Below are 12475 nucleotides of genomic sequence, written 5' to 3'. Positions count from 1 at the left end.
CTCCGCGAATGAAAACGAGCGCCGGCAACTGGCCGGGCACATGCCAGACGGGAGGTGGTCAGACTCGGATACGCAGAGTTCGCAGGTAGGGCGGGTCAGCGTCCGGCGCGGGGAGGTCGCCGAGCCAGGGCAGGGAGACCGCAAGCGTCGAGACGGGTGCGACGATCCGAACGAGGCCGGCGGGAGACAGCAGGCTCAGCGCAGGAGCCGGGTTATGGTGGTCGACGGACGCCTTGGTGTCAGCCGAGAACTCGGCACAATGGACGGGGCGCTCCATGTCCATGCCGGCGCAGAGCTCCCCATCCATCATCTGCATGGGCGCCTGCTTGCCGACTATCTCCGGGCACACGTACGATGCCATCGCCATGCCCGACGTCATGAAGGTCATGACGAGGAGAAGTGCAATGCATCTGAACAGTGCGGGGAAGGAGCGTCGCATCGGGTTTGGAAAGGTAACGGCGGTCCGTGACATTCTAGCCGTATTTCACAGCTTGATACGTGAGACGGATGAAGAAAAGTCTCACTTCTTAACTAGGCAGCCGACTAGTCGTGATCTTCGCTTAACACGGATGTGGCCTTCCCCCACCTCGCTCGAATGTTACCTATGCGGCCCTCCAGCAATGCTCAACGCTACATGCAGAATGCCGCGCGAAGGGAATAGACGACCGCAACGTCTCGTTCGACGATTTCAAGGTGTAACGCGACCGCAGTAGGGAACGTTGTGTTTACCTTGCGTGTTCGCTTAGGCAAGTACCGATTGACTCAAAGCAGCTTTACATCGCATTCGAACAAGTGGCCCGTCGAGTGTGGCGTGCTTGGTGCCCGTGCGAAACGTGTGGAATGGTGTTCGATGACCATGCTAAGGTTGCCATATGCACCACCGGTTAAAAACCTTCTTGCTTTGCCTATTGTTCGTGACCCTGCCGATACAGAGTATCGCCGGGGTCGCGCAGTTCGCTTGTAGCATGGCGCATCATCAAGTTGACCCCGACAGCGCTCAACAAGTTGTATATCCCACGCCTGAAATCTCGGCGAACCTTAGTGATATCGTCACCTCTGGAGACGACGCTGCGTCTGGCGATTGTGAGCGCATGCGTAGTCACAAGGGCGCGAATTGCGGAACATGTTCCGGGTGCTGTATTGGTAGCTATGCGCCTCCACCAGTTTTCAGCCTCGCTGCTGTGCAAGATTCGGCTGTAACTGCCAAGCCAAAAGCCACTTTCTCCTTCACTGGTCATTTCCCGCCACGGCTGGAGCGACCGCCACGATCCTCTCATTCCCTCGCATCATAGTAGGCTGGTCCGCGGCGTGCCTGTTCCTCGATTCAAGCATGCCAGGGCAGCGCTGGCCGTTGGACAATCTGTTCCATCAAGCTGATGCCGAATCACGCCGTACTTGCTACTTCATTAGTGGCAGTATTGGCTGGCCTACTTTGCGCACCCATAGCCAAAAATTTTTGACGAAGCCCGATGCGTTGCATTCCGCATTCTGGGTCGTCAAATGATCTATCGATTAATCGGAGAACCAGATGAATTCGTTCGATATCGACGCTAGCTGCAATAGCAACTGGCGCCGCCGCTTCCTGCAGGGTGCCGGTGCAGCGATCGGTCTTGCAAGCTTGAATCCCCGTTCACTCTTTGCGCAGCCTAGCGACCGGGGGACTCTGCGCGGGACCGACTTTGACCTAGTGATCGCTCCCATGCCCGTCAACTTTACGGGCGCCGCGCGGATCGCTACCGCGGTAAATGGCCAGGTTCCTGCCCCGATTTTGTGTTGGAACGAGGGCGATACCGTGACCATCCGGGTCACCAACCAACTGCAGACCGTTAGCTCCATCCATTGGCATGGAATCTTGCTTCCGGAGGAAATGGACGGCGTTCCGGGAATAAGCTTTTCAGGCATTGCGCCAGGTCAGACCTTCACCTACCGGTTCAAAGTGCAGCAAGCAGGCACATACTGGTATCACAGCCACTCAGCCTTCCAGGAGCAGACAGGATTGTACGGTCCGATCGTTGTGCTCCCAAAAAACGGTGAGCTAGTTTCGGCCGACCGTGATTACGTAGTCATGCTGTCGGACTGGACCGACGAAAAGCCTGAGCGCGTACTCGCTAATCTTAAAAAGATGAGCGACTTCTTCAATAACAAACAGCCGACGTTCGGTGAGTTTATGCAAGATGCCCAGCGCATGGGTGTTTCGGGCGCGGTTGAAAAGCGCAAGATGTGGAATCAGATGCGCATGATGCCGACTGACTTCAGCGATGTCACGGCTAGCCGGAACATCAGTAGCGCACTAAGGTACCTGATCAACGGCTCGACCTCAGAGAGCAACTGGACTGGAATATTCAGCCCTGGCGAGAAGGTTCGACTTCGGATCATCAATGGTTCGGCAACGACTATCTTCGATCTGCGCATTCCAGGTTTGAAAATGACCGTCGTTACCGCCGACGGGCAGGATGTGGAGCCGGTGACGGTCGACGAGATTCGTGTTTCGGTAGCTGAAACCTACGATGTCATCGTCGAGCCGACTGAAGAGCAGGCTTACACAATCTTCGCTCAGTCCATCGGCCGCTCCGGATCGGTACGCGCAACCCTCGCACCCCGCCAAGGGATGCAGGCACCTGTTCCGGAAATTGACGAGGCACACTGGCTCACTATGGTTGACATGATGGGAGCAATGGCCATGTCGGGCGCAAATGGCGGCCACGGCGGCCATGGAGCAATGCAAAACTCGTCCTCATCCAGTACGGCAAGTCGTGAGGCCATAGCGACGCACCAAAACCATGCACAGGATGCGCCGACAGCGGCTGACTCGCATGCAGGCCATGGCCAGTCGACGACAGCATCGACGTCCAAGCCAGCTCAAGCGCCGAAGGTACGTCATGCGCGAACTGAGTATGGCCCGGGCGTTGACATGCGTGTTGACATGCCCAGGACGAATCTGGACGACCCTGGCGTGAACCTGCGGGATAACGGCAGGCGGGTACTGACCTATGCAGACTTGCGTACGGTTGGAGGACCAGTTGATCCTCGGGAGCCCACGCGGGAGATTGAACTGCACCTGACAGGGAACATGGAGCGCTTCATGTGGTCGTTCGATGGCCAGAAATTTTCGGAGTCCCTGCCAATTCATTTCAGGTATGGCGAGCGGTTGCGCGTTGTGCTTGTCAACGACACGATGATGAATCACCCGATCCACCTGCACGGGATGTGGAGCGAGCTTGAATCTGCAACCGGACAATTCCAGGTGCGCAAGCACACCATTAACGTTCAGCCCGCGCAACGCGTCAGCTTCCGGGTGACCGCAGATGCGCCGGGCCACTGGGCTTTTCACTGTCATCTGCTTTATCACATGGAAGCCGGAATGTTCAGGGAGGTAGTAGTGTCATGAAGAATCAACTGAGGAAGCCGATTCCTTATGCCTTGGTGATCGCCTCGCTTTTTTCGCAGAATGCTGCCGCGCAAGCGACTGCGTCCGTCCAGCAGGTCCCCTCGGTGCAATCATTGACGGGGGACACTCACTCGACAATGGATCATGCGGCCATGGGTCACGTGACACCGCCGAGCTCTCCAGCTAAGCCTGTTCTGCAACCAGCAGTGCCTGCAAAACCAGATGCCAGACAAAGTTCTGGACAAGCAGCTCATTCTGTCCCAACGGAAGCAAAGACATCACGGGCGGAACAGCAGAATCAGCAACAAGGACAAGGATCTGAACATACTGGCCATCATACGACAGCTCCAGCCAATCGCTCAGGCACGCCTACGGCTCCGGAACCAGGAAACGTTGGGCAGCCGGTAAGAGAGCAGAGCCCGGCTTCAGGGCACGCAGGACACGCGATGCCAGCGCAAGCAAGTCCGACAGTGCAGGGGCAACGCAACGCGCCTCAAGCGCAGAATATGGATCACTCGGCGATGGGCCATGCACCGCCCCCCGGAGCGTCCGCCAGTAACGCCCATGCTGGGATGGATCATGCCGCCCAAGCCATAGTTTCGCCCGCCGCCGGCGGACAGGACATGCAGATGGGGCGCATGCAAGGCGGTCCACCGCCGGCCGACGCGCGCGACCCGAACGCGTATAACGAGGGCACGAAGTTCGCGCACCTCGGTAATCATGAGATGAACGACAACGCGCCATTCTGGAAAGTCCTGTTCGACAAGGCCGAGGCGGCGAAAGGCGACGGTGAGCAAGGCCAGAATGTGGAGTTCGAGGCCTGGTATGGCAACGACTACGACAAGGCCTGGGTGAAGGCGGAAGGCGAGCGCCGTGGCGAGGCACTTGAGTCGGCGCGCACTGAGCTCTTATGGGACCGGGCGTTTGCAACATTCTGGAGCACGCAAGTAGGTGTCCGGCACGATAGCGGCGAAGGCAAAAGCCGTAACTGGTTAGCCTTTGGCGTGCAGGGCCTGGCTCCCTACTGGTTCGAGACCGAGGCGACAGCGTACTGGCGTCCTGGCAGCGGCTTGGCAGCACGCCTGAGTGTCAAGTACGAGGTTCTATTCACTTCCCGACTGATCCTTGAGCCCGAGGTGGAAGCGAACCTTTACAGCCGTAGCGATCCGGAACGTGAGATAGGCAGCGGCCTGTCCGACATCAGCGCGGGCCTGCGGCTGCGTTATGAAGTCACACGCCAGTTTGCACCTTACATCGGGGTGACATGGAGTCGGCAATTCGGCGAAACCGCCGACTTCACGCGCATTCGTGGGCGGGGCCAAAGCGAGGTGCAGGCTGTTGCCGGCATCCGGTTCTGGTTCTAGTTCTGGATTGAGTAAATAAAGAAGCGAATTCGTATGAGACACGCTGAAAAGCGTGCGGGATTAATGGAAGAGGCAACCTTTCAATGAACGCTTAAGGAGAAGATCATGATCCAAAATCAGTTCCAATCGTGCATTCAGGCTTGCTACGAATGCGCTCAAGCCTGTGACACATGCGCTGCGGCCTGCCTTCAGGAACCGGATCCAAAGATGATGGCTCGCTGCATCGAACTGGACAACGAGTGCGCTGCGATCTGCCGTCTTGCTGCGCAGCTCATGAGCCGCTCGACCGAGCACGCAATTCAAGTGTGCCAGCTGTGTGCCGACATTTGCGAAGCTTGTGGGGACGAGTGCGCGCAGCACCAGGCGCAGCATTGCCAGGATTGCGCTGCCGCATGCCGCCGTTGCGCACAAGAGTGCCGAAACATGAGTCAGTCGGCCGCTGGAGCCGCATCGATGTCTGGATCGCAAATCGGATCCCACTAAGCGTATGGGCTGCAGTCATCGATGGGATGAAAACCGACTGTAGCCCCTTTTTGGAACAAGTATTGCATTCAAGGAGAGCAGATTATGGCAAATAACATGAACAGGGCAAAGGATGCACAGGATGCGGGCGCCCGGGCATTGGAGCGGGTTGGAGCACAGCACGCAAAACGTGATGGCATCTCTTTTGATTTCGACGCTGGTAGCGCCCCTTATGACTATGCAATCCGTGTCGGCACTGGCGCAGTCAATACATTGTCGGGCAGCGAAACGCGTGATTATCTGTGGGGCCTGGGCGGCGATGATGCGCTCGATGGCGGTGCTGGTGAAGACAATCTCTTCGGGGACGCAGGCGCCGATCTGCTCGTCGGCGGCGATGGTGGCGACCGGATGATGGGAGGGATGGGTAATGACCGGTTGTATGGAGGTGCTGAAGCAGACGGTCTGATGGGAGGAGCGGGTAACGACTTGCTTGACGAGGGCGAGGGCCATGGCGACCTCAACGGCGGCGCCGGCGACGACATCCTGATCGGGGGCTTGGGCGCGGACGCTTTCATGATCTCGCCCGACAGCGGCAATGACGTCATTCGCGACTTCACTGCTGGGCCAGGAATGTTCGATCACCTCGCGATCAACGGCCTGAGCTGGGCGGACCTTTCGTTTGCCGACACTCCCGACGGTGTCAAGATCAGCTGGGACGGCGGTTCGGTGCTCATGAATGGAGTGACAAAGGCGGATTTATCGCAAGACGATTTCATGTTTGCCGAGTCTCCTGAGCTTCCACCCTCCTCACGCCCGGCTGACGCTCCTACGCCTGAGCGGCCGACTATGAGCGAAGAAGGACCTGTGATTAACGGTTCGGACAGAAGCAATCCAGCGTTTGATCGCATCGCTGATGCAATGTTAAGGCGTGATACACCGGTGCAGTTCGGCTTTACCGGTGATGAAACCTACAGGGTGAAAGTAGGTACGGAGGTCGCAGACACCTTCGATGGGGCCGAGACATGGGATCACTTTTTTGGTCGCGATGGCAACGACCAGCTCTTCGGCAATGGTGGTGACGATATCCTCCAAGGCGACGCAGGCGACGATAGCCTGGAAGGTGGCGCAGGGTCTGATAGGCTCGACGGCGGGATGGGTAATGACCAACTTGACGGTGGCGATGCGGAAGACGAGGTCATGGGAGGGGACGGTAACGACGTCATCGATGCGGGCGCTGGTCACGACATGATTGAAGGCGGCATGGGTAACGATACCATACGCGGCGGTACTGGCGCAGACGCATTCATGGTCATGCCTGACAGCGGTAACGATGTCGTACTTGACTTCGAAGCGCGTGGTGCTGCCCAAGGGGCTTTCGATCACATCGCATTCATCGACATCATGCCAGACCAGGTATCTGTCCAGGATGCGACGGCTGGTGCCTTGATCTCGTGGGACACGAATGGGGATGGCGCGGCGGACGGTTCGGTCTTGCTGCAGGGTGTCTATATGGCGGATCTACGCCAGTCCGACTTCATGTTTAATGAAGAGCCTGCCTTTATCGCTGGGGTAAGTACGGTTGGCTCTAATTACGTCTTCCCGCTGTAAGGCGAGACGCCTTGCATGAGCTGTCAGTGACATCTTAGGCATCTTTTAATGCTTTAGATGTCACTGCTTAAAATTGCTATTAGCGTAGTATCGGGGAAGGTAAAAACACAACTTAAGTTTCCGTTCTTTGAGGTGACTGATGGTGGCATTGAAAACATTGCTTCTGGCGGCCGTGATAGTAATTGCCGCTGGATCCGCGTTTATATACTCTGGCTTATATAATATTGCGGCAAATGATATGCATACGGCGCCAGTCCGTTGGGCGCTTGAAACTACGCGCAACCAGTCAATTGATCGTCGTGACGACAGTATAAGGGTCCCTGCCGATCTCGCTGACATGCGACGAATCGAGAACGGCGCGAGGTCGTACGCAGCAATGTGCCAGATATGTCATCTCGGGCCTGGTGTCGAGCCAACGCCAATACACCTTGGGTTAAATCCGCAACCACCTTTATTTACCAAAGAAAATAGCCATCAGTCAGACGAGAGTTTGTTTTGGATTATAAAGAACGGTATCAAGATGACAGGGATGCCTGCGTGGGGAGCGACACACAGCGATAAAGAGCTATGGGATATCGTTGCTTTTCTCAAGAAGCTCCCTGAATATTCAATCGAGCAGTACGAAGATCTTAGTGGTCGCGCGGAGCACAACAGTAACCCGAGTTCGACACATGCGAATGGAGATTCCCCCGCTCATTCGCACTAGCAGTTTATTCCATAAAAAGCACTCGCACTGATGAATCTTCGAGCCTGAAGATTTTTTCACTCAACATGACAGGAGTAGCCATGAATAGTTATTTGCGGTTCGGTACGATGATTGCAGCATCTACGGTGGTAATGTTTGGCTTGATGTATTTGAACGTCTATGAGTCGGCGCATATATTTTTCAGCGAAACTCGGCTGTATATGGCCTTAGTGATGGGCGCGGCAATGGCGGTAGTTATGCTCGGATTTATGCTCGGCATGTACTCAAATAATAGGCTCAATGTAGGTATCTTTGTCGGCAGCATCGTATTGTTTGCGGTGGCGTTATGGCTGGCACGCAGTCAGAGCACAGTCGATGACGTGTCTTGGATGAAGGCAATGATTCCTCACCATTCGATTGCGATCTTGACCAGTGAGCGAGCGAATATTTCCGATCCACGCGTGCAGAAACTCGCTGATCAAATCGTCGAATCGCAGAGGAGGGAAATAGCGGAGATGAAAGCTCTTATTCTAGAGCTTGAGGGAAAATGAAACGCTGCGAGATCTGAATTTTTTGCCAAAAAAATATGTGTAAGACACCGTCGAGACACGGAATGTCTTTGTTCAGGTCCAATTTTTAAAAGCGGAAGTGATTCGAGGCAAACGAGGAGATAGAGCGCGGTAGAGGCTGATTTTCAGGTAAGCGCCATCTTGTTGTGCGTTGCGTACATCGCTGCGCGCGTATCACAACAGGGGACATCTGATGCTGAGTTCACTGTGTTTTGCTGGATTCGCCGTCAGATTTCGCTGTACAAGCGAGGAGCAATGCTCCTCGTTTCGAAGTATCAGGCGCAAGGCTTGCGATTACTTAGCCTTCCTAGAGGACCAATGCACGTGCACGATGGACCAGATATCGCCCTTCTTTTCGAGGACCGCCGTGCCTGTTCCGAATACGTGCACTGGTTTGCCTTTAGAAGTGCCCGTGGTTTCAGTTTCCTCCCACACGACGGCAGTATTGCCATCGATGCGTTCGGTCTGCTTCAGTACCTTCCGCGTCGAGTTCTTTGCGAATTCCATGTCGCCGCCCAGATGATGGCTCGCATATTCATCGCGCGAACGCTCGACGTAGCCCGATTCATAGATCGCAATTTCCGGGGACAGCAGGCTGAGTGCTTTCGCCTTGTCGCCGCTCGTGAGGGCATCATGGAAGGCTGCGAGCGCCTCTTTCGGTGACGCCGCCAGACTCGCTGCGGAGACCGCGAAGAGTGCAGCGCTCAGGACGAGCGCTGGAATGGTTTTCTTTTTCATTATTATTCCTTGGAAGATGAAGTCCTCACGACGCCGTCGGCGGTGAGGTGGAACTCAGGACGGCTGCTGCGACGAGTACGGCCACCAGGATGCATGCCTCGACCTGAAGGATGAGAGCAAACCTCCCATCGGCGCCGCCTTCCGGCTTTGGCTTGCGCAGTTGTGCCAGCAACTGGGGCATCACGACGAACCGGTTCAGGCCACCCAGTGCCGCTGCGGACAGCACCAGTCCGATCTTGATGAGCAGGGTCGTCCCATAGGGATTGCCGAATGCGTTCTCGAAGCTTCCCAGTCCGCGCCAGGCGCTCAGCACACCCGTGATGAAGATGCCGACGAGGGCGACGGTAGCCGATGTCGACAGCGACTTCACGAAGCGTGCGCATTCGCCGCGGTTCTTCGACTCCCATTCAGGCTGGGTGCGCAGCGTGACCAGGCCGGCCACGATGACTTCGCCGATCCAGATGCTGATCAACACGAGGTGGACCCAGTCGACGAGCACAGCCCAGGTGAAGTCGCCAGCGGCGCCGGCGTGGCTCACCATGCTGCGCGAATAGAGCAGTACGCCCAGGGCAACCGCACGCACCAGCGCGGCTGCGGCACCCGGCCGTTCGCCATGGTGTGCCCGGAGGGTGAAGACAACGACGAGCAGCGCCGCTGCGCCGATCATCCAGGCGAGTCCGTAATGCGTCGCGGTGATGACGGACCGCACTGCGGGAAAAGCCTCGCTTATCGGAACCTCCGCCATAGATGCCGCTTCGAGCCACAGGACCGCGACATACGCCACCGCTGCCGCCGAGACCGTAAGAAGCATGAGCTTGCGCAGTCGCGGAACCATGCCGATGCCCCATGCCGACCGTGCGCTGCGCAGCCAGATATGGGCTGCACTGGCGCCGACAAGTATGGCCATCGACAGGTTCAGGACGACCGTGACGAAGCGTTGTGCCAGTGCGAGGTCAGCCTCCATGTCACTTTACCCGGAAGTCGAATTGGCCTTTGACCTTGTGACCGTCCCGTGTAACCGTGGACCATTGAACCCGCCAGGCCCCGGAGTGCAGGGCCGGAACGGTGGCGACCAGCACCTTGGGATTCGCATCGTCGAGGGCTGTCTTGCTTGCCTCGACGACCGCGCCTTTCTCGTCAACCAGTTTGACCTTGCTGAATGGCAGCTCAAGTTGCTCGCTGAACTGCAGGCGCACTTGCGAAGGCGCCGGGCTCACTATCGCATTCGCTTGTGGCGACGACGACTCGAGTTTGGCGTGTGCGGACGCGGCGGAAGTCGCCACCAGTCCGGCTACCGCTACTGCCGCTGCAAAGAAAGATTTGATTTTCATGCTGGTCTCCTGGGAGGCTCGCCAAACGCGGTTCAAGCGTACCGAGCCTCCGGTTGATGGATGGGCTCGGTGGGCTTACTGGGCCGCCTGGAGCTGGACGATCGTGACCGCGCCGTTGACGCGGTCGGCTGCGAACTTGACCTTGTCGCCCGCCTTTACCTGGTCCAGCATGGCCGGGTCTTTAACCCGAAACACCATGGTCATCGCTGACATGTTGAGGTTCTTCAATTCGCCATGGCGCAGCGTGATTTTGCCGGCTTCCTTGTCGATCTTCTTGACTTCGCCATCGGTGAGTTCAGCCGTCGCCGGCGCCGCGTGGCCAGCATGAGCGTCATGAGCACCATGGGCGCTGTGCGCGCCGTTCTGGGCGGTGGCAACGGACGCTGCGGCGGCCAGGGTGATTGCGAGAGTCAGTTTCGAGAGTGCGTTCATGTTCATTCCTTTCGTTCGTGAGGAAATACTGTTCAGTTGTAGTGCTTGAATACTTTGGTACTGCCGTCGGCCTGTACCAGCAGGACGTTGTACGGATCCTTGCGCGGGCCCTCCATGCCCGGAGAGCCGAGCGGCATCGCGGGAACTGCCAGCCCTTTTGCCTTGGGCTTCTCGGCAAGGAGGCGCTTGATGTCGCTGGCAGGGACGTGGCCTTCGATGGCATAACCGCCTACCATCGCGGTATGGCAAGAGCCGAGTTCATTCGGGATCCCGCCACGTTCGCGGTAGTCCGAAGGATTGTCGACGTTGGCCACCCTAGTCTGGAAGCCGTTCGTTTTCAGGTGCTCCACCCAAGCGGTGCAGCACCCGCACGAGGCGCTCTTGAAGACGTCGATAACCGGTGCGGCCGCCATTGCGAGCGCCGGAGCGCACAATGCAGCGGCGAGCGCGATCTTGCTTGCTAGTCGTCGGATCATGGGTTCGTCCTTTCCTGTTGCGATCAGTGATGACCCTTGTGGCTGGTCGGCTTGCGGACGGTGACTTCGACGTCCCCAGGCTTGGCAGCGGGCATCGCCTGGCCGCCCGCGCTCTGGCTGCGCACTGCGGCCGGCGGCTCGCCTTTCCACTCGTAGGCGACGGTGCCGGCGGGGTGCTTGTACCAGCCCGGGTCCTTGTAGTCGCCCGGCTTCTGGTCCTTGCGCACCTTGAGCACGGTGAACATGCCGCCCATCTCGACGCCGCCGAAGGGACCCTGGCCGGTCATCATCGGCAGGGTGTTCTCCGGGAGCGGCATTTCCATGTCGCCCATCGAGCCGCCTTTCTCGCCCATCACCATGTAGTCGGGCACGAGCTTCGTGATTTTCTCGGCGACGCCGCGGTGGTCGACGCCGATCAGGTTCGGCACGTCGTGTCCCATCGCGTTCATGGTGTGGTGCGACTTGTGGCAGTGGAAGGCCCAGTCGCCCGGCTCGTCCGCGATGAACTCGATGGCGCGCATCTGGCCCACGGCGATATCGGTCGTCACTTCCGGCCAGCGCGACTCCGGACGGGTCCAGCCGCCATCGGTGCCGGTGACCTCGAACTCATGGCCATGCAGGTGGATTGGGTGGTTCGTCATCGTCAGGTTACCGGCGCGGATGCGCACGCGGTCGCCCTGGCGCACGTTCATGGTGTCGATGCCTGGGAAGGCGCGGCTGTTGAAGGTCCAGATGTTAAAGTCGAGCATCTCGTTCACGCGCGGCGTGTAGCTGCCCGGCTCGATGTCGTAAGCGTTGAGCAGGAACACGAAATCGCGGTCGACGCGGTGGTGGGCCGGATTCTTCGGGTGCGTGACCCAGAATCCCATCATGCCCATCGCCATCTGGACCATTTCGTCGGCATGCGGGTGGTACATGAAGGTGCCAGGGCGCCGGGCGACAAACTCGTAGACGAAGGTCTTGCCCGGCTGGATGCCCGGCTGATTCAGGCCTGTGACGCCATCCATCCCGTTCGGCAGGCGCTGGCCGTGCCAGTGGATACTGGTGTGCTCCGGTAGCTTGTTGGTGACAAAAATACGCACACGGTCACCTTCGACCACTTCGATGGTCGGCCCCGGGCTCTGCCCGTTGTAGCCCCACAGGTTCGCCTTCATGCCGGGCGCGATCTCGCGCACGACCGGTTCGGCGATCAGGTGGAACTCCTTGACGCCATTGTTCATTCGCCAGGGCAGCGACCAGCCGTTCAGGGTAACGACGGGGTTATACGGCCTGCCGTTGGGCGGCGGCGGTGGCGGCTGCGTGGCGGCGCTGGTCATGACCGGGGCTTCCGGGAGGGTGGCCGCGCCAGCGCGGCTGACCAGTCCGGCGCCGACCAGGGCGGCTGCGCCAGTGAAAAAATCTCGACGAGAACTCATTGCTGAT

13 protein-coding genes are annotated in these 12475 nt (G+C 58.2%); 6 read left to right on the top strand and 7 right to left on the bottom strand.

Features of this window, described 5'->3' with window-relative positions; genetic code table 11:
- Positions 1-58: 58 nt before the first annotated feature.
- Positions 59-388 (bottom strand): hypothetical protein, encoded by a 330-nt coding sequence (locus tag DIR46_RS00305; RefSeq protein ID WP_005670903.1) that lies wholly within the window; start codon positions 386-388, stop codon positions 59-61.
- Positions 389-1528: 1140 nt separating this feature from the next.
- Here DIR46_RS00305 and DIR46_RS00300 point away from each other — a divergent pair.
- The 6 genes from DIR46_RS00300 to DIR46_RS00275 all read left to right on the top strand — a co-directional run bounded on the left by DIR46_RS00300 (position 1529) and on the right by DIR46_RS00275 (position 8058).
- Positions 1529-3388, top strand: a complete 1860-nt coding sequence (locus tag DIR46_RS00300) for a copper resistance system multicopper oxidase (protein WP_109343472.1) — start codon at positions 1529-1531, stop codon at positions 3386-3388.
- 629 nt (positions 3389-4017) lie between these two features.
- Positions 4018-4752 carry a copper resistance protein B gene (locus DIR46_RS26190; RefSeq protein WP_005670897.1) on the top strand — a complete coding sequence of 245 codons (735 nt, stop codon included), beginning with the start codon at positions 4018-4020 and terminating at the stop codon, positions 4750-4752.
- A gap of 105 nt (positions 4753-4857) precedes the next feature.
- The gene (locus tag DIR46_RS28085) at positions 4858-5235 is read left to right on the top strand and encodes a four-helix bundle copper-binding protein (protein ID WP_109343470.1); all 378 of its coding nucleotides are present in this window, start codon (positions 4858-4860) and stop codon (positions 5233-5235) included.
- Between the two features lie 84 nt (positions 5236-5319).
- On the top strand, positions 5320-6822 hold the full coding sequence (locus tag DIR46_RS00285) for a calcium-binding protein (RefSeq protein ID WP_005670894.1): 1503 nt from the start codon (positions 5320-5322) through the stop codon (positions 6820-6822).
- 139 nt (positions 6823-6961) lie between these two features.
- On the top strand, positions 6962-7528 hold the full coding sequence (locus tag DIR46_RS27820) for a c-type cytochrome (RefSeq protein ID WP_109343469.1): 567 nt from the start codon (positions 6962-6964) through the stop codon (positions 7526-7528).
- 80 nt (positions 7529-7608) lie between these two features.
- On the top strand, positions 7609-8058 hold the full coding sequence (locus tag DIR46_RS00275; RefSeq protein WP_005670891.1) for a DUF305 domain-containing protein: 450 nt from the start codon (positions 7609-7611) through the stop codon (positions 8056-8058).
- A gap of 312 nt (positions 8059-8370) precedes the next feature.
- Here DIR46_RS00275 and DIR46_RS00270 read toward each other — a convergent pair whose 3' ends face one another.
- The 6 genes from DIR46_RS00270 to DIR46_RS00245 all read right to left on the bottom strand — a co-directional run bounded on the left by DIR46_RS00270 (position 8371) and on the right by DIR46_RS00245 (position 12468).
- Positions 8371-8814, bottom strand: coding sequence for a YybH family protein (locus DIR46_RS00270; protein ID WP_005670889.1), 444 nt, complete (start codon positions 8812-8814; stop codon positions 8371-8373).
- Between the two features lie 25 nt (positions 8815-8839).
- Positions 8840-9778, bottom strand: coding sequence for a CopD family protein (locus DIR46_RS00265; RefSeq protein ID WP_109343468.1), 939 nt, complete (start codon positions 9776-9778; stop codon positions 8840-8842).
- Position 9779: 1 nt separating this feature from the next.
- Positions 9780-10145 (bottom strand): copper homeostasis periplasmic binding protein CopC, encoded by a 366-nt coding sequence (gene copC, locus DIR46_RS00260; protein ID WP_005670885.1) that lies wholly within the window; start codon positions 10143-10145, stop codon positions 9780-9782.
- 75 nt (positions 10146-10220) lie between these two features.
- Positions 10221-10577: a copper-binding protein gene (locus DIR46_RS00255; protein ID WP_005670883.1), complete on the bottom strand. Its 357-nt coding sequence runs from the start codon at positions 10575-10577 to the stop codon at positions 10221-10223.
- Positions 10578-10609: 32 nt separating this feature from the next.
- Complete coding sequence (locus DIR46_RS00250; RefSeq protein ID WP_005670881.1) at positions 10610-11053, bottom strand: DUF411 domain-containing protein; 444 nt, start codon at positions 11051-11053, stop codon at positions 10610-10612.
- Positions 11054-11076: 23 nt separating this feature from the next.
- Positions 11077-12468, bottom strand: coding sequence for a multicopper oxidase family protein (locus tag DIR46_RS00245; RefSeq protein ID WP_109343467.1), 1392 nt, complete (start codon positions 12466-12468; stop codon positions 11077-11079).
- Between the last annotated feature and the right edge of the window lie 7 nt (positions 12469-12475).

Source organism: Massilia oculi, assembly GCF_003143515.1.
GTDB lineage: Bacteria > Pseudomonadota > Gammaproteobacteria > Burkholderiales > Burkholderiaceae_D > Telluria > Telluria oculi.
This window is presented reverse-complemented; position numbering and strand designations above follow the sequence as displayed.

Excerpts from the sequence above, each read along its gene's own strand:
- DIR46_RS00305 (WP_005670903.1), bottom strand. The coding sequence starts at position 388 with ATGACCTTCATGACGTCGGGCATGGCGATGGCATCGTACGTGTGCCCG.
- DIR46_RS00300 (WP_109343472.1), top strand. The coding sequence starts at position 1,529 with ATGAATTCGTTCGATATCGACGCTAGCTGCAATAGCAACTGGCGCCGC.
- DIR46_RS26190 (WP_005670897.1), top strand. The coding sequence starts at position 4,018 with ATGGGGCGCATGCAAGGCGGTCCACCGCCGGCCGACGCGCGCGACCCG.
- DIR46_RS28085 (WP_109343470.1), top strand. The coding sequence starts at position 4,858 with ATGATCCAAAATCAGTTCCAATCGTGCATTCAGGCTTGCTACGAATGC.
- DIR46_RS00285 (WP_005670894.1), top strand. The coding sequence starts at position 5,320 with ATGGCAAATAACATGAACAGGGCAAAGGATGCACAGGATGCGGGCGCC.
- DIR46_RS27820 (WP_109343469.1), top strand. The coding sequence starts at position 6,962 with ATGGTGGCATTGAAAACATTGCTTCTGGCGGCCGTGATAGTAATTGCC.
- DIR46_RS00275 (WP_005670891.1), top strand. The coding sequence starts at position 7,609 with ATGAATAGTTATTTGCGGTTCGGTACGATGATTGCAGCATCTACGGTG.
- DIR46_RS00270 (WP_005670889.1), bottom strand. The coding sequence starts at position 8,814 with ATGAAAAAGAAAACCATTCCAGCGCTCGTCCTGAGCGCTGCACTCTTC.
- DIR46_RS00265 (WP_109343468.1), bottom strand. The coding sequence starts at position 9,778 with ATGGAGGCTGACCTCGCACTGGCACAACGCTTCGTCACGGTCGTCCTG.
- copC (WP_005670885.1), bottom strand. The coding sequence starts at position 10,145 with ATGAAAATCAAATCTTTCTTTGCAGCGGCAGTAGCGGTAGCCGGACTG.
- DIR46_RS00255 (WP_005670883.1), bottom strand. The coding sequence starts at position 10,577 with ATGAACGCACTCTCGAAACTGACTCTCGCAATCACCCTGGCCGCCGCA.
- DIR46_RS00250 (WP_005670881.1), bottom strand. The coding sequence starts at position 11,053 with ATGATCCGACGACTAGCAAGCAAGATCGCGCTCGCCGCTGCATTGTGC.
- DIR46_RS00245 (WP_109343467.1), bottom strand. The coding sequence starts at position 12,468 with ATGAGTTCTCGTCGAGATTTTTTCACTGGCGCAGCCGCCCTGGTCGGC.